The 16582-nt window shown below is 40.9% G+C and carries 12 protein-coding genes, 1 pseudogene and 1 other annotated feature; of the genes and pseudogenes, 7 read left to right on the top strand and 6 right to left on the bottom strand.

Going from position 1 to position 16582, the window contains the following annotated elements:
• Both trpD and PR761_RS02965 read right to left on the bottom strand, forming a co-directional pair.
• Window positions 1–1631: pseudogene (trpD, locus tag PR761_RS02960) on the bottom strand (bifunctional anthranilate synthase glutamate amidotransferase component TrpG/anthranilate phosphoribosyltransferase TrpD).
• Window positions 1631–3205, bottom strand: a complete 1575-nt coding sequence (locus tag PR761_RS02965; protein ID WP_006812912.1) for an anthranilate synthase component 1 — start codon at window positions 3203–3205, stop codon at window positions 1631–1633. Before PR761_RS02965 ends, trpD begins: the two are co-directional and overlap by 1 nt.
• 26 nt (window positions 3206–3231) lie before the next feature.
• Window positions 3232–3333, bottom strand: a sequence feature (Trp leader region).
• 162 nt (window positions 3334–3495) lie between these two features.
• Between PR761_RS02965 and rnm the strand changes: the two genes are divergently transcribed.
• The 4 genes from rnm (at window position 3496) to PR761_RS02985 (ending at window position 7504) form a co-directional block, all read left to right on the top strand.
• Complete coding sequence (gene rnm, locus PR761_RS02970) at window positions 3496–4368, top strand: RNase RNM (RefSeq protein WP_112836835.1); 873 nt, start codon at window positions 3496–3498, stop codon at window positions 4366–4368.
• 194 nt (window positions 4369–4562) lie between these two features.
• Window positions 4563–5183, top strand: a complete 621-nt coding sequence (locus PR761_RS02975; protein ID WP_006812914.1) for an L-threonylcarbamoyladenylate synthase — start codon at window positions 4563–4565, stop codon at window positions 5181–5183.
• A 136-nt stretch (window positions 5184–5319) separates the two neighbouring features.
• Entirely contained in the window at window positions 5320–6237 is a 918-nt protein-coding gene (gene rluB, locus PR761_RS02980) for a 23S rRNA pseudouridine(2605) synthase RluB (RefSeq protein ID WP_039854032.1), read from the top strand.
• Between the two features lie 364 nt (window positions 6238–6601).
• On the top strand, window positions 6602–7504 hold the full coding sequence (locus PR761_RS02985) for a hypothetical protein (RefSeq protein WP_006812916.1): 903 nt from the start codon (window positions 6602–6604) through the stop codon (window positions 7502–7504).
• Window positions 7505–7545: 41 nt separating this feature from the next.
• Here the strand turns inward: PR761_RS02985 and cobO are convergent, their stop codons facing one another.
• A complete protein-coding gene (cobO, locus tag PR761_RS02990; protein WP_112836833.1) occupies window positions 7546–8136 on the bottom strand; it encodes a cob(I)yrinic acid a,c-diamide adenosyltransferase in 591 nt (196 codons plus the stop codon).
• Window positions 8137–8139: 3 nt separating this feature from the next.
• On the bottom strand, window positions 8140–8904 hold the full coding sequence (locus PR761_RS02995; protein WP_112836831.1) for a YciK family oxidoreductase: 765 nt from the start codon (window positions 8902–8904) through the stop codon (window positions 8140–8142).
• A 180-nt stretch (window positions 8905–9084) separates the two neighbouring features.
• Here PR761_RS02995 and sohB point away from each other — a divergent pair, with 180 nt between their 5' ends.
• Window positions 9085–10131, top strand: coding sequence for a protease SohB (gene sohB, locus PR761_RS03000; protein ID WP_006812919.1), 1047 nt, complete (start codon window positions 9085–9087; stop codon window positions 10129–10131).
• A gap of 103 nt (window positions 10132–10234) precedes the next feature.
• Here the strand turns inward: sohB and PR761_RS03005 are convergent, their stop codons facing one another.
• A complete protein-coding gene (locus PR761_RS03005; RefSeq protein WP_006812920.1) occupies window positions 10235–10492 on the bottom strand; it encodes a DUF2498 family protein in 258 nt (85 codons plus the stop codon).
• A 286-nt stretch (window positions 10493–10778) separates the two neighbouring features.
• On the opposite strand from PR761_RS03005, the gene topA reads away from it, so the two are divergent.
• Window positions 10779–13394, top strand: a complete 2616-nt coding sequence (gene topA / locus PR761_RS03010) for a type I DNA topoisomerase (protein ID WP_006812921.1) — start codon at window positions 10779–10781, stop codon at window positions 13392–13394.
• Between the two features lie 394 nt (window positions 13395–13788).
• Window positions 13789–14322 carry a superoxide dismutase family protein gene (gene sodC / locus PR761_RS03015; protein ID WP_154611133.1) on the top strand — a complete coding sequence of 178 codons (534 nt, stop codon included), beginning with the start codon at window positions 13789–13791 and terminating at the stop codon, window positions 14320–14322.
• 182 nt (window positions 14323–14504) lie between these two features.
• On the opposite strand, the gene PR761_RS03020 is transcribed toward sodC, so the two are convergent.
• A complete protein-coding gene (locus PR761_RS03020) occupies window positions 14505–16538 on the bottom strand; it encodes a M13 family metallopeptidase (RefSeq protein WP_112836827.1) in 2034 nt (677 codons plus the stop codon).
• Between the last annotated feature and the right edge of the window lie 44 nt (window positions 16539–16582).

The following is a 16582-nucleotide window of genomic DNA, read 5'->3' on the forward strand; positions in this document are numbered from 1 at the left end:
TTAATGCTCCCTTGCAGCTAGTGCTGTCACACGGCTAAATGCCTTTCCACTACGAATAATATTAAGTGCGTGTTCGCTGTTTTCTTTTAAATCTTCATAACCATTAATGCGCAATAACATAGCAACATTGGCAGCAACGGCAGCTTCATGAGCGGCTTGACCGTGACCTTGTAATAATTGAGTGAGTAAGATGCGGTTTTCGTCCGGCGTACCGCCTTCTAAATCTTTCAATTGATACGGTGCTAACCCAAAATCCTCAGCGGTGAGGATATATTGGTGTACCTCACCATTTTTTAGCTCAGCAACGTGGGTGGGTGCATGTAATGAAACTTCATCCATCCCTCCACTGTGTACCACAGCTGCACGTGTAAACCCAAGCATTTGCATTGTTTTTGCTACAGGTTCTACAAGAGAATCTTGGTAAACACCGACCAATGATAAAGGTGGTCGAGCAGGGTTAATCAATGGACCCAGAACATTAAATAGCGTTCGCGTTTTTAATTGAGTTCGTACCGGCGCGGCATGACGAAAACCACTGTGGTATTGCGGTGCGAATAAGAAACAAATACCTAATTCATCCAGTGCATCGCGAGCACTCTGTGCACTTAAATCTAACGCGATCCCAAATGCAGCTAATAGATCCGATGAACCTGAGCGGCTGGAGACGCTGCGATTACCGTGTTTTGCTACTTTAATTCCACACTCTGCGGCAACAAATGCGCTCGCTGTTGAGATGTTGATGCTGTTTGCACCATCGCCACCGGTACCAACGATATCGCTGAATAGGTAATCAGGACGAGGAAACGGCTGCGCATTTTCTAAGCAGGCTAATGCAGCACCTGCAATTTCTTGTGGTTGTTCACCACGCATTTTCATGCTGATTAATACGGCGGCCAATTGGGCCTCAGTCAGTTCACCCTGAATAATGGCGTTAAATAAATACTGGCTCTCTTGCTGTGTTAATGCTTGAGCTTTAAATAATTTGTCATAAATATTTTGCATGATTGGCTCTCTCTGTCCCATTAGTGCGAATGTGATGTTGTTTTCTTGGGGGTAGAAAGAGCCCACGCCACCGTATTTTCTAACAACTGCTTTCCTTGTGTGGTTAAGATAGATTCCGGATGAAATTGGAACCCGCACACTCGCTGTTCATCATTACGTACTGCCATAACCATGCCATTGGATTGTGCACAGATGGTTAATGCCTCTGGGATCTGACTTCCGACTAAGGAGTGATAACGTGCCACTGAAATTGGATTTTCTAATCCTGCAAACATAGCTTGTTCATCATGAGTTGCCATAGAAGCTTTGCCATGTAAGATTTCTCCTGCGGGAGAGACCAATCCGCCATAAGCTTCCACTATCGCTTGATGCCCTAAGCAAATCCCAATAACTGGGATAGTGCCTTTTACTTTATGTAAGACTTCCGGCATACAGCCTGCTTCACTTGGTTTTCCCGGACCTGGCGATAGCACAAGAATGGGATTTTCCAATGTCTTCAGTACCGTTAAAATATGCTCAGCACAAACGGTGTTACGGTAAATAACCACTTGATGACCGCTAGCACGTAATTGATCTACAAGGTTATAAGTAAAGGAGTCAACGTTATCGAGCAGTAAGATATTTGCCATTAGAATAACTCCTCAACTTGATGGGCTTGGGCAATAGCTCTGATCACCGCACGTGCTTTATTTCGGGTTTCATCCGCTTCTGCTTGTGGGGAAGAATCCAGCACGACACCACCGCCTGCTTGTACAGTCGCCACACCATTTTCGACATAAGCTGAGCGGATCACGATGCAGGTATCAAAATCACCTTTACCATTAAAGTAGCCCACTGCACCGCCGTAGGAGCCACGACGCTCTTGCTCACACAGTGCAATTAATTGCATCGCTTTTACCTTTGGTGCACCAGTGAGTGTGCCCATATTCATACAGGCTTGATAAGCATGAAAAACATCTAAATCGTGACGTAATGTGCCAACAACATGGGAAACTAAATGCATGACAAAAGAGTAGCGATCAACTTTGGTCAAATTGTCGACATAGCGGCTACCAGCTTCACAAATTCGAGCTAAATCATTACGGGCTAAGTCCACCAACATAATGTGTTCAGCCAACTCTTTTTCATCGGTGCGCATTGCCAACTCGATACGGCTATCTAAATCTAAATCAATTTCGCCCAGAGCATTACGACCGCGAGGACGAGTACCCGCAATAGGGTAAATTTCAACAAGACGCGTTTGGGTGTTATATTTTAGTGCGCTTTCAGGAGAGGCGCCGAACAGAGTGAAATCGTTGTCTTGCATATAAAACATATATGGGCTAGGGTTTTGCGCCTTGAGTTTTTGGTAAGCGATTAGGGGCTCTGCACAAGGCATACTGAATTTACGTGATGGTACAACTTGGAAAATATCACCGCGATAAATGGCTTCTTTGAGTGTATTCACTACAGTGCGGTACTCATCATCTTCTTTATTGGTGGTGACAGAAAAAGTTGATTTTTCACCTAATGGTAAAGCGGGTAAAAAAGGGCGGCACAAAGCAATAATCTGGCTGTGACGCTGGTGGATGTTTTCGATAGTTGCCGGGTCATGGGTGAACATTAGAGTTTTTAGGCGGGCGGCTTGGTTCTGATGGTCGATCACTAAATAGTGTTCGGCGACAAAAAAACAAAAATCTGGACATTGATTTGTCGCTTTAACCTCCGGCAATGCTTCAAAGTTAGCAACCAGGTCATAAGCAAATAAACCGCCCATAAATAGCATTTCAGGTTTGGTCAAATAAGCTTGCGCTAAAGCAGGTAATGCCCGTAAGACATCAAGGCATGATGCGCTTTTCAGACGATTATCTTCATCAAGTTGATTATCTGGTGAGGAAAATGAGACCGTCAAGTGGTCAGCACAGATTTCAGCGCTTGCCATGTGATCAGCTAATTGATCTTGGATTAATGGCAGCAATGCTTGGCCATTTTCAGTCAATGCTTCAATTTCTACGCGTTGACCAAACGCACGGATACGTAGGGCGCTATCAACAATCAGCAAGCTTTGAAGATTCGCTTTATTTGTCACTTCTGCTGATTCTAATAACATAGAGGCAGGCTTATTCTGGCATAAGTGATTAAATAGCAACGTTGGATCCGGTTGATAGTTTATTGGGCTATCCAGATGATTAAAATGTGCTAATGTTGTGTTTTGTTTATTCATTTTCTTGCCTTAAGCTAATTTTAGACATAAAAAAACCCGTCAGTTGAGGACGGGTTAGGCACTGAGGCATTAATAATCTATGCGTGTGCGGCTTCCGCCCAATTTGGGAAGTCGCGCCACCAACGATTTGATAAATTTAATACGCTCATAGAATGCCTCACTGGATAACTAAATTGATTTTAATCTTAACTAATCTTGCGTACTAGTAAACTGGATCGCGATGATTGTGTCAACCGCTATTTGTATTTATTTTAAATTTTCGTTAATTCGAAAATGGAGACGATAAAATTATGTCGCAAGAGTCGACGTCAATACTGACTCGCTATGACTTACATAGCCATACGAACGCTTCAGATGGAGATCTAACCCCCGCTGAGCTGGTCGAGCGTGCGATACAAATGGGAGTTAACATTTTATCCATTACTGACCACGATACTTGCGACGGCTTAATTGAGGCAAGAAATTATGTCGCAGAAACTCAACGCCCGTTGACGTTGGTCAATGGTGTAGAGCTTTCCACATTGTGGGAAAATATTGAAATTCATATTGTAGGTTTAAATTTTTCACCTTCGCATACGGCGATGGCGTCTTTACTAAATGCTCAATCTCAACGCCGATTAGAGCGTGGAGTTGAAATGGGGCGTCGATTACAAAAAGCAGGTATTGAAGATGCATGGGAAAATGCCCAAGCACTTTCTGGTGGAGGGCAGGTAACGCGCGCCCATTTTGCACAATATATTGTTAAAATTGGCAAAGAAAAAACCATTAATAATGTATTTAAACGCTACCTTTCCAAAGGAAAAACCGGATATGTACCTGCGCAGTGGTGCAGCATTCAAGACTCTATAGACGCTATTCATGCTGCGGGTGGAGTCGCTGTGCTCGCACATCCATCAAAATATCAGCTGTCTAATAAGTGGCTTAAACGGTTAATTGCACATTTTAAAGAGTGTGGCGGGGATGCCATGGAGATATCTCATTGCCAACAGCCAGCGAATGAAAAACGGTTTTTAGGTGAGTTAGCCTTGTCTGCGGAGTTAAAAACATCTGTTGGTTCAGATTTCCATCGACCTTGTTCTTGGATTGAGATTGGGCGTAATTTATGGTTACCCGATGATGAACAAGCCGTTTGGACACTTTGGGATCAGATAAAAACCGCATAATCATCTGAATATCGCCTAATTTATTGATGGAACATAGATTGGGTGTAAAATAGTTCACATAAAAATTGTTTCGTTTAACCACTGCCATGATGGCAAATTGAATGTGCTGTGGTTGTATTATTTAGCAAGTAGATAGTGCCATTTTTAGGTCATTTACCGGATGATGCTGTCGATATTAAAGATCAGAGGTCACTATGAGCCAGTTTTTTTATATCCATCCGGACAATCCACAGGCGAGGTTGATCAGCCAAAGTGTTGATATCTTGAATAAAGGTGGAGTTGTCGTTTATCCAACAGATTCAGGTTACGCCATTGGTTGTCGTTTAGAAGACAAAGATGCCCTTCAACGCATTTGCCGTATCCGTCAATTGGATGCGAACCATAACTTTACATTAATGTGCCGTGACCTCTCGGAAATATCAAACTATGCCCATGTTGACAACACGGTATTTAGATTGATTAAAAATAATACGCCGGGTAACTATACGTTTATCCTGAAAGGCACAAAAGAAGTCCCTCGCCGTTTGATGAACGAAAAGAAAAAAACCATTGGTTTACGCGTACCATCCAACCCAATTGCCCGTGATTTATTAGAAGCGGTTGGTGAACCATTAATGTCGACGAGCTTAATTTTGCCGGGGGATGATTTTACGCAATCTGATCCTGAAGAAATTCGTGACTTACTCGATAAACAAGTGGATTTAGTGATCCACGGTGGTTATATCGGGCAAAAACCAACAACAGTCATTGATTTTACTGATGATGTTCCAGTTGTTGTCCGTGTCGGAACTGGGGACCCAACCCCGTTTGAATAAGCCCAGTTAAGCCGAAGATTAGTAATAGGGGATTAAGATAAACCTGTGTATAATGCGCAGGTTTTCAAATTCATCACTTTTTGCTGATTGAGCGAGAAGTTATTTGACGCCTGTGAAGGCGACAACTGAGGATCTTATGAGTTCTAAACCGCAACAAACTGAAAAATTACAAAAAATTCTTGCCCGCTCTGGGCATGGTTCCCGCCGAGAAATTGAGGGCTTCCTGAAAGAAGGCCGCATTAGTGTCGATGGTAAAATGGCCACATTAGGTGACCGAGTTGAAGTTACAACATCAACTAAAATTCGTCTTGATGGTCGCCTATTAACTATCAGAGAGCCAGAAAAAGACATTTGTCGTGTAATGGCATATTACAAACCTGAAGGGGAATTGTGTACACGCCATGACCCTGAAGGTCGTCCAACGGTATTTACGCGTTTACCAAAATTAACTGGAGCACGTTGGATTGCTGTGGGTCGTTTGGATGTGAATACAAGTGGATTACTGTTATTCACGACGGATGGTGAATTAGCTAACCGTTTAATGCATCCAAGCCGTGAAGTTGAGCGTGAATATGCAGTACGCGTATTCGGTGAAATCACGGATGCAAAAATTCGCCAGTTAACCATGGGCGTCCAGTTAGAAGATGGTCCAGCCTCATTTAAAACGGTTTCATTCCGTGGTGGTGAGGGAATGAACCAATGGTATAACGTGACATTAACTGAGGGACGTAACCGTGAAGTTCGTCGCCTATGGGAAGCGGTTGGTGTGCAAGTTAGCCGATTAATTCGTGTTCGCTATGGTGATATTGACCTACCAAAAGGCTTGCCGCGGGGTGGTTGGACAGAGTTAGGATTAGAGCAAACTAACTATTTAAGAGAGTTAGTTGGTTTGTCTGTTGAAACTGAAAGTAAAGTTGCCGTTGAGCGAGATCAACGTCGACTCAAAGCTAATCAGATTCGCCGTGCAGTAAAAAGACATACTCAAGTCGCATCGCGTCCAGCATCAAAACGACAAGCTTCTCGACCTACGGCCAAAAAACGTACTCGAGCTTAATTAAATCGTTTTTGAAATATTATGAAGGCTATGGTGATTACCATAGCTTTTTTTATGCCTTAATTTAACCTGATTAGGTTGAATAATGATCTTATTTGGCTTATGTATTCATTTGTTTTATTTAAAAACAATAAAAGAAAATAAATTACTAATACTAATTATCTGTTTCAATGAAATAAATTGAATGACTTTTTTATATATCTAATGCTGCGGAATTATACATTGTAGTTATTAGCGTTTGAATTAAATAGGGGATTGTTAATTTTAATCGGGTTTTGTCACAAAGTTGCATTTTTATTTTGTTAAAACTACGTATTTAATATATTTTTAACAAAGCTCAATTATCAAAAGGTTCTAAGACTTCATGCAATGTTTAAAATCAGCAAAATGGCTGGCATTATTCAGTCTTGGTACAACCAGTTGCGATGTACACCAACCCTCAGTATCTGAAAATGGGCGATTTTTTTACGCTAATGAATCCTCTGATAATTATAGTTTCTTACTTGATGATAAACCCGCGGTTATTCCTAAATATACAGTAGGCAGTGTGATGCTAAAGCCGGGATTACATTCAATGGCCATAAACGGAGGTAAAGTTATTCATTTTATGGTTTACCCTGGAAATAAAGGGGGAATATTAAATCCTCAAAGAAATTTTTATTACACTTATAATTTTATTTATGGAAATAATGGAATTTCATCTATCTATCATTTAACAGTTCAAGAATTAGTGGTTGGGGATTATTTATTAAAAGGCAGATTACATAGCAGCAATAGCTATGTTATCGATAATAATGTTTTTAATTGTGATTATCCCATAGGGACAAAAATTCCGGAAAATTTAGATTCATCAACTACTGTGAGTAAAGTTAAAACAAAATGTTTCTCTCGAGAAGAATTAATAAAAAATCTTACAGAAGGTGAGATATTTATATCCCAGATGCTAGCGAGAAAAGGTGTTTTTTCACGAGATGAATCCGTTACATTATCATTCGAATATCCGTTAAATCGTCCAGATTTTCGAGATGAGAATATTCAGCATTATGCGGATAATATGATGGAAATTGTTAAGGTGTATCGTGAGTCTACAAACCCAAGCCAAAAGCAGGATTTTTATAATCAATATCATACGATAGTCTTAAAAATGGTAGAGATTTATGATAAGTGGGGAAGTGACGGTGTCTGTGTTGAAGAAAAACAAAAATATGAGGATTTTATGGTACAAACACGTGCAATTTTTAGTGCAGGCACATTAATTCAACAATAATGATAGCGATTATTGTGTTATATGCCTGAACTGAGGATAAGTTACCAATCAATACCTTTTTGAGCTTTAATTCCTGCATCAAAAGCGTGTTTTACTGGGCGCATTTCTGTCACTGTATCTGCAAAATCTAGCAATTCCCGATGGCAAGCTCGGCCTGTAATAATCACTGACTGATTTTCTGGTCGAAGCGTTAATGCATTAATAACGTCAGAAATAGGAAGATAATGATAACTCACCATATACGTGAGTTCATCGAGGACCACTAAGTCATATTGTGGGTCTTGCAGCAGCAGTGATGCATTGTGCCATGTTTCTAAACAGGCTTGTGTATCTGTTTGCTTATTTTGAGTTTCCCATGTAAACCCTGTCGCCATTACATGAAATGGCACGCCTAAAGGTTCAAGAATATTGCGCTCACCGTTATCCCAATTCCCTTTAATGAATTGGACAACGGCGGCTTTTTTTCCATGACCGATTGCACGACATACCGTACCAAATGCTGCCGTTGTTTTACCTTTACCATTTCCCGTATAGACAATGACAATGCCGCGTTCCAGTTGCGCTGCTTCAATACGTTCGTCAACTTTTTGCTTCAAACGCTGTTGACGTTCGCCATGTCGGTCTTGGCTCATTGTTTACTCCGCTTTAATTGGCTTCAGGCTAGGTTGTGCATCTACGCTTGTGCCTGTTTGACCTAAACTATCATCACCCATTAAATAAAGGTAGGTTGGCATAATATCGGCTGGCGTTTTTAATGTTGTTGGATCTTCATTAGGGGCAGCGCCAGCGCGCATTGCTGTACGGGTCCGTCCTGGATTAATGCAATTAACACGTAAGGTTGAATCTTTATACTCATCCGCTAATACTTGCATTAAACCTTCTGTGGCAAATTTAGATACGGCATAAACGCCCCAATTAGCTCGCCCTTGTTTTCCTACACTCGAACTGGTGAAAATTAATGAAGCCTGTGGTGCTTTGAGTAATAAAGGAAGCAATGCTTGCGTTAACATAAAGCCTGCATTGACGTTGATCTGCATGACATCATGCCAAATGTGGGGAGGTTGTTCTGTTATTGGTGCAATGACACCAAGTGCTCCAGCACTGTGTAATACACCATCAAGATGAGAATGTTGTTTTGCGATATTGCTGGCGATAGTTTGACAATCTTCGCTGGTCGCATTAAGTAAGTCAATCAGGTGAGTTTCAGCCGTTTTTCCTGTTAAATCAAAAATATGTTTTTTCACAGCATCTAATTTTTGTGGGTTTCTGCCCAATAAGATTACTGAGGCGCCAAAGCGTGCATAAGTTAATGCCGCTTCTTGACCTATACCATCAGTCGCGCCGGTAATTAAGATAGTTTTACCATTTAAAAGATCTTGTCTAGGCTGATAATGAAGCATATTTTTTCCTATCGTATTTATTCGCGGTGATAGTTATCATCGCTGGGATTACATAGATAGCCCAATTTAACACATTTATTTAACTTCGGTGGTCGCTCGTCATTGTTTTTTTTACTGGTTGTTTGTGACTAATCATGCGATTATTTTTTAGTTAGCGTTAAATATTAGAAGGATCAACTTGTGGAGTATTTCTCTTTGTACGGACTGTTTTTAGCAAAAGTAGTCACTATCGTGGTTGCGATTGTCGTGCTAGCGGTGTTTGTTTTTGGTGTGGGCATGAGACGCCAAGGGAGTAAAGGTGCCTTAAAAATCACTGATTTGGGCGAAGGCTATCGTGAGCGTCAGCGTCAAATGCAACAGACCAAAATGAATGACTCAGAGCAAAAAGCTTGGGCTAAGGCATTTAAAAAACAGCAAAAGGCAAAATCGAAAAATGAAAAAGCAGGGGCTAAAGTCGGGCAATCATCCGTTAAAAAGCCTTGTTTATATGTCTTAGACTTTAAAGGAAGCATGGATGCCCGTGAAGTTAGCTCTTTACGTGAAGAAATCAGTGCAATTCTGGCAGTTGCAGATCAGCAAGATGAAGTTTTACTTCGATTAGAAAGCCCTGGTGGTTTAGTGCATGGTTATGGTTTGGCGGCATCACAATTAATGCGCCTTAAAGAGAAAAATATTTCTCTTACTATTGCAGTGGACAAGGTTGCTGCAAGTGGCGGTTATATGATGGCGTGTATTGCCAATAAAATTGTCGCTGCACCATTTTCTATTATTGGCTCAATTGGCGTTGTTGCTCAAGTTCCGAATATTCATCGTTTACTAAAAAAACATGATGTTGATGTTGAATTGCACACTGCGGGTGAATATAAACGTACATTAACCATGTTAGGTGAAAATACAGAACAAGGGCGTAAGAAATTTGTTGAAGATTTAAATTCAACCCACGAACTATTTAAAGATTTCGTCCATCAAAATCGTCCGTCTCTTGATATTGCTGCGGTAGCAACAGGGGAATACTGGTATGGAACTCAAGCCTTAGAAAAAGGCTTAGTGGATGAAATTGGTGTCAGTGATGATCTGATTATTAATGCTATCGAAACTAAAGAGATTATTAGTGTTCGCTATGTCTTAAGTAAAAAGATGGTTGAGCGTTTTACTAGCAGCGCGGCAGAAAGCGCAGATAAGCTTTTATTACGCTGGTGGCAAAGAGGGCAAAAGCCACTATTGTAATTATCAGAATACATTTGTCATCATCAGATAATTGTTACCAATATTTTATTTTGGACTAACATTAAAAATACCGGCTCATAATATAGCCGGTATTTTTTGGTCATTACTCTGGGTCATTGAGTCGATATTTTTCCGAGAATAGATGGGTTAGATGTTTGTACATGTTAAAAGCGGCTGCGCTTTTAAAGGAGGGGATCCCATTTTCATCGAGGAAAAACTCGCCTTTAAAAACTAAAACATCGCTATGCTGTTCAACGTTATCAACAAACATCCCATGAATGTAATCATCGTGGTTTTTAATGATATCGTTGGCTTTTTCAAGCAGTTCCTGTTTTGAAATGTATTGAATTTCATTGCTCATATTATCGCTCTCTTGAAAAAATAATTGGTTGCTTCTAGCATTTTATCAGGTAGAGTGTGTGGTTTTCAATGTGGCTAAACACCATTATATGGTTAAAATCAGTCAACTAGAGCAGTTTGTATGCTTTTTAGAATAATGTGGCTGACCTACAAAATTTGTTCAAACACAAATTATTGTACGAAAAAATATTGATATATTGTGATTATATCGCAATATAAAAAAGAGATTCTCATTTTGCGCATATGGATAGAAAATGCGCCATTGTTGATATTAGGTAAAGGTAAATATGGGTAAAGCTCTTGTTATAGTGGAGTCCCCGGCAAAAGCCAAAACGATCAATAAGTATCTTGGCAGTGGCTACGTTGTGAAAAGCAGCGTTGGTCACATTCGTGATCTGCCGAAAAGCGGCTCTGGTTCACAATCCGGCTCACAAAAGAGTACAGACTCATCTACCGATAAAGCAAAAGATAAAACAAAGAAAGTCAAAAAAGATCCTCAAGAAGCGTTAGTAAAACGCATGGGGATCGATCCTTATCATGGGTGGAAAGCGAATTATCAAATTCTACCGGGTAAGGAAAAAGTCGTTTCTGAATTACAATCTTTAGCTGAAAATGCAGACCACATCTACCTCGCGACGGATCTTGACCGCGAAGGGGAAGCGATTGCATGGCATTTACGTGAAGTTATCGGCGGTGATGACTCGCGCTTTAGTCGCGTAGTCTTTAACGAAATTACCAAAAACGCAATTACTCAGGCATTTGACAGCCCTGGCGAATTAAACATCGACAGAGTTAATGCGCAACAAGCTCGTCGCTTTATGGACCGTGTCGTCGGTTATATGGTCTCTCCATTATTATGGAAAAAAGTGGCTCGAGGTCTTTCTGCTGGGCGTGTTCAATCCGTTGCGGTGAGATTAATTGTTGAACGTGAGCGCGAAATTAAAGCTTTTGTTCCTGAAGAGTATTGGGAACTTCATGCTGATTTAGCGGATAACGCGGCAATAAACCTGCGAATGGAAGTGACTTCTCAGTCAGGTAAAGCATTCAAGCCAGTTAATAAAGTACAAACTGAATCAGCAGTTAAATTGCTAGAAAAAGCGCGTTTTCAGGTTATTGACCGTGAAGACAAGCCGACTTCAAGTAAGCCAAGCGCACCATTTATTACGTCCACACTTCAGCAGGCTGCGAGTACGCGCTTAAGCTTTGGTGTGAAGAAAACCATGATGATGGCTCAGCGTCTCTATGAAGCGGGTTATATCACCTATATGCGTACTGACTCAACTAACTTGAGCCAAGATGCAGTAAACATGGTTCGTGGGTATATTTCTGACAATTTTGGTGAGCAATATTTGCCAAAAGATGCCAACGTTTATACCAGCAAAGATAACTCTCAAGAAGCGCACGAAGCGATTCGTCCATCCAGTGTCGATGTTTTACCTGACTCACTGAAAGATATGGAAAATGATGCTAAGCGCCTGTATCAGCTGATTTGGAATCAATTTGTTGCTTGTCAAATGACACCGGCAAAATATGATTCGACGACGCTAACAGTAAAAGCTGGGGATTTTGAACTAAAAGCTAAAGGACGCACATTACGTTTTGATGGTTGGACGAGAGTCATGCCAGCACTACGTAAAAATGATGAAGATAAAACCTTACCGCCTATTCAGGTTGGTTCTGAACTATCTCTGCTGGAATTATTACCAAGCCAGCACTTTACTAAACCACCAGCACGTTTTAGTGAAGCTTCATTAGTTAAAGAATTAGAAAAACGTGGAATTGGTCGTCCATCGACTTATGCGGCGATTATCTCAACTATCCAAGATCGTGGTTACGTTAAAGTTGAAAACCGTCGTTTCTATGCAGAAAAAATGGGTGAGATTGTCACGGATCGTTTAGAAGAAAACTTCAGCGACCTGATGAACTACGACTTTACTGCACGAATGGAAAACCAGCTGGACCACGTAGCGAATCATGAAGCTGAGTGGAAAACGGTCTTAGATGAGTTTTTCTCTGACTTTAGCAAGCAGCTAGATGTTGCAGAAAAAGATCCTGAAGAAGGCGGAATGCGTACTAACCCAATGGTTATCACATCAATTATTTGTCCTGATTGTGAGCGTCATATGGGAATTCGTACTGCATCTACAGGGGTGTTTTTAGGCTGTTCTGGTTATGCATTGCCACCAAAAGAGCGCTGCAAGAAAACGATTAATCTGATCCCAGAAGATGAAGTTCTGAATATTCTCGAGGGTGATGATGCCGAAACCAATGCATTAAGAGCGAAACGCCGTTGTCCAAAATGTGGTACAGCGATGGACAGCTATCTCATCGATAATGGACGTAAACTCCATGTTTGTGGTAACAACCCAGCATGTGAAGGTTATGAAATCGAAGAGGGCGAGTTCCGCATCAAAGGTTACGATGGTCCGGTGATTGAGTGCGACAAATGTGGTTCTGAAATGCACCTGAAAATGGGGCGTTTTGGTAAATACATGGGTTGTACCAATGACGAGTGTAAAAATACACGTAAGATCTTAAGAAGTGGTGAGATTGCGCCGCCGAAAGAAGACCCAGTACCGCTACCAGAGCTACCTTGCGAAAAATCGGATGCATATTTCGTACTGCGCGATGGTGCAGCTGGCGTTTTCCTTGCCGCGAATACGTTCCCTAAATCACGGGAAACTCGTGCACCATTAGTTGCTGAGCTGCAACGTTTTAAAGATCGCTTACCTGAGAAATTAGCGTATTTGGCCGATGCGCCAGCGCAAGATCCGGAAGGTAATCCAACAGTGGTTCGCTTTAGTCGTAAGACGAAACAACAGTATGTTTCTTCAGAGAAAGACGGTAAGGCGACAGGTTGGAGTGCGTTTTATGTTGATGGTGGATGGAAAGCCAAAGAATAGTTTTTATTCTTCATACTTTGCACTGTAGCGGCATTGGCTACATTCGCTAACCCTAGTCACATACTTGTGTATGCTCCTAGGGATTAGCTCGATTGCCGCCTTGCTACAGTACAAATTATTTTGAATAAATATATTCGTCATATTTCACGTGATATCCGCGCTAGCCGCCTTGTTCTAGTGCGAACTATTTAGAATAAATTTTGGGAATTTTGTTACGAAGTTCAAAACACGAAACTCAAAGCTAGAATCATTATAGAAGAGCCCTCAGGGCTCTTTTTTTATGCATAATCCGACAGTTATCACATAACAAAAGCAGTAATCGCCCATTGCCATTTATTTATTATGCTAACGTTTAGGTTAAGGGTAATAATCACAGTAAATGACTGGAGGCGGTATGAAGTTCAAGTTATGTTTATTAGCTGCATTATTTACGACTAGTGCGGCGTATGCGGCACAAACTACGGTAGCGCTGAAAGAAGCGACGGCTAAAGGTGACGGTAAAGCCATTGGTGAAGTCGTCATTTCTGAAACCGAGTATGGTTTGCTTTTCACACCTAAATTATTTGGCTTGCAAGCAGGTGGAGTGCATGGCTTTCATGTTCACGAAAATCCAAGTTGTGAACCGGGTGAAAAAGACGGTAAAACTGTTCCTGCACTTAAAGCAGGAGGACATTTAGATCCAGCCAAAACAGGTATACACAAAGGGCCTTATGATAAAACTGGACACCTTGGTGATTTACCGGGTTTAGTCGTTGATAGCAAAGGTAATGCGACTTACAGTGTGTTAGCGCCAAAATTAAAATCCCTGAAAGATATCCAAAATCGTGCATTGATGGTGCATGCGGGTGGGGATAATTATTCGGATCATCCAGAGGCTCTTGGCGGTGGTGGAGCAAGGATGGCTTGCGGCATTATTCCTTCGTCATAATTCGCACTGTAGCTGCGTTGGCTACACTCGCTAACCCTAGTCACATACTTATGTATGCTTCTAGGGATTAGCATGCTTGCCGCCTTGTTCTAACGCGAATTATTTAGAATAAATGGTTATTCAATACGTTGTAAAAAGGCGCTGAAATCAGCGCCTTTGTTTTATATATTTGCAATTTTAAACTACCAAATCTTAATACGTTTTTCTGGGGCGAGGTAAAGAGCATTATCCTTATCAACGCCGAAAGTGGTGTACCAATCATCGATATTACGCACAACTCCATTAGCACGGAATTGGTTTGGACTGTGTGGATCGGTTAGGATTTTATTGCGCTCAGACTCTTTATTAGACAACTCTTGCCAAGTTCTTGCCCATGAAATGAAGAAACGCTGTAATCCTGTTGTACCATCAATAATGGGTGGTTCACCATTAGGATAATTTTCTTTAGCGAATTGCTTATAGGCGCTCAAGGCAATATTTAACCCGCCCAAGTCACCGATATTCTCACCAAGGGTTAATTCACCATTAACTTTTTGTCCATCAACCGCAAATCCATTGTATTGGTCGACCAACTTTGCAGTTTTTTCTTTAAAGTGAGCTTTAGCACTGTCGCTCCACCAGTTACGTAACTGGCCCGTACCATCATATAAGCTACCTTGATCATCAAAACCATGTCCCATTTCATGACCAATCACTGCGCCAATTGCGCCATAGTTATAGGCAGGGTCGACATTTGGGTCAAAGAATGGTGCTTGTAAAATAGCTGCAGGGAAAACAATTTCATTCTGGACTGGATTGAAATAGGCATTGACAGTTTGTGGTGTCATTCCCCATTCCCACTGACGGACTGGTTGACCAAGTTTACTCATCGCATCGTTATAGGACCAAGCTTCAACTTGCTTATAGTTATCGAGTAGAGCATTTGGCTTCAAATTAATGCTACTAAAATCATTCCATTTTTCGGGGTAACCCACTTTAACCGTAAATTGCTCCAATTTTTTCAACGCTTCTTGGCGAGTTTGTTCATCCATCCAGTCATTATCTTTCAAACGGGAATTAAAGGTACCGCGAACATAGCTCACCAGATCGTTAATTTTCTCTTTAGACTGAGGATTGAAATATTTCTCAACATAAATTTGACCTAATGGCTCACCTTGCAAAGAATTAACTGTTTGAATAGCACGTTCTTGGCGAGTTCGCTGCTTCTCAATACCATTAAGTTTTTTCGAGTAAAAATCAAAACGGGCATCGGAAAGGGCTTGATTTAGATAGCCTGCATGGTCACTGACATATTGGAATGTAAGATAATCCTTTAAGACAGAAACAGGCGTTTTTGCGAAAATTTGCGCAGTTTTTTCGACTGCCGTATCATTTTCAACAACAACTTTAGCTAACTGTTGGTCACTTAATTTCCAATGTTGGATAAAATTATTCCACTCAAAACCCGTGGTGAATTTTTTCATCTCAGATAGCGTCATTGGGTGGTAATTTTTGATAGTATCCCGGCGCGCTTCAGGGCTCCAATGAACTTCAGCAATTGATTTTTCTAAATCGAAAATTTGTTGAGCCTTTTTCTTAACATCTTTCTCTCCTGCCAGCTTTAATATCGTCGCAATATAAGCAATATAGTTTTTGCGGATCTCTTTCATCTGTGGCGTATCATCAAGATAATAATTGCGGTTCGGTAAACCAAGCCCACCTTGCCCAATATAGAGCACATAGGTATCAGGGGCTTTTGCGTCCAAATCTACCCAATACGAAATCAATGAACTGTAACCAGGGCGAGTCATCAATTGACTAATATCATCATGATTTTTGGCTTGAGCAATATCATTTAAATCCCCTTTAATTGGGGATAAACCCGCCTTTTCGATACTTTTTTCATCCAGATAGCTTAGGTATAAATTACGAATATTACGTTGGTTATGGTTGAGTTGGTTATCGGGTATTTTTTGAAGTTCTTCAATGATGGCTTGAGTTTGTTTTTCTGTATTTAAATATAAATTTACGAATGAGTTAATGCGTGGCATCCCTGTTGGGATCTTGGCGTTATTAATCCAATCTTTATTCACATATTGGTAAAAATCATTTCCTGGCTGAATTGCATCAGATAACACAATTTTTTGCTGGCCGTAGGATAGCTCTTTGGCTAATAAGTGTGGTGCAAAGGATATGGTCGACATGCCAATTACCATGGCTAAGACTTTCATACGCATTGATAGAACCTCTTATTTAATCGAAATAGGGTAATTCATAACTA

The sequence above is a fragment of the Providencia sp. PROV210 genome, from assembly GCF_028479445.1.
GTDB lineage: Bacteria > Pseudomonadota > Gammaproteobacteria > Enterobacterales > Enterobacteriaceae > Providencia > Providencia rustigianii.

What these genes read in the sequence shown, in the direction of transcription:
- PR761_RS02965 (WP_006812912.1), bottom strand. Translation starts at nt 3,205, where the DNA reads ATGAATAAACAAAACACAACATTAGCACATTTTAATCATCTGGATAGC.
- rnm (WP_112836835.1), top strand. Translation starts at nt 3,496, where the DNA reads ATGTCGCAAGAGTCGACGTCAATACTGACTCGCTATGACTTACATAGC.
- PR761_RS02975 (WP_006812914.1), top strand. Translation starts at nt 4,563, where the DNA reads ATGAGCCAGTTTTTTTATATCCATCCGGACAATCCACAGGCGAGGTTG.
- rluB (WP_039854032.1), top strand. Translation starts at nt 5,320, where the DNA reads ATGAGTTCTAAACCGCAACAAACTGAAAAATTACAAAAAATTCTTGCC.
- PR761_RS02985 (WP_006812916.1), top strand. Translation starts at nt 6,602, where the DNA reads ATGCAATGTTTAAAATCAGCAAAATGGCTGGCATTATTCAGTCTTGGT.
- cobO (WP_112836833.1), bottom strand. Translation starts at nt 8,136, where the DNA reads ATGAGCCAAGACCGACATGGCGAACGTCAACAGCGTTTGAAGCAAAAA.
- PR761_RS02995 (WP_112836831.1), bottom strand. Translation starts at nt 8,904, where the DNA reads ATGCTTCATTATCAGCCTAGACAAGATCTTTTAAATGGTAAAACTATC.
- PR761_RS03005 (WP_006812920.1), bottom strand. Translation starts at nt 10,492, where the DNA reads ATGAGCAATGAAATTCAATACATTTCAAAACAGGAACTGCTTGAAAAA.
- topA (WP_006812921.1), top strand. Translation starts at nt 10,779, where the DNA reads ATGGGTAAAGCTCTTGTTATAGTGGAGTCCCCGGCAAAAGCCAAAACG.
- sodC (WP_154611133.1), top strand. Translation starts at nt 13,789, where the DNA reads ATGAAGTTCAAGTTATGTTTATTAGCTGCATTATTTACGACTAGTGCG.
- PR761_RS03020 (WP_112836827.1), bottom strand. Translation starts at nt 16,538, where the DNA reads ATGCGTATGAAAGTCTTAGCCATGGTAATTGGCATGTCGACCATATCC.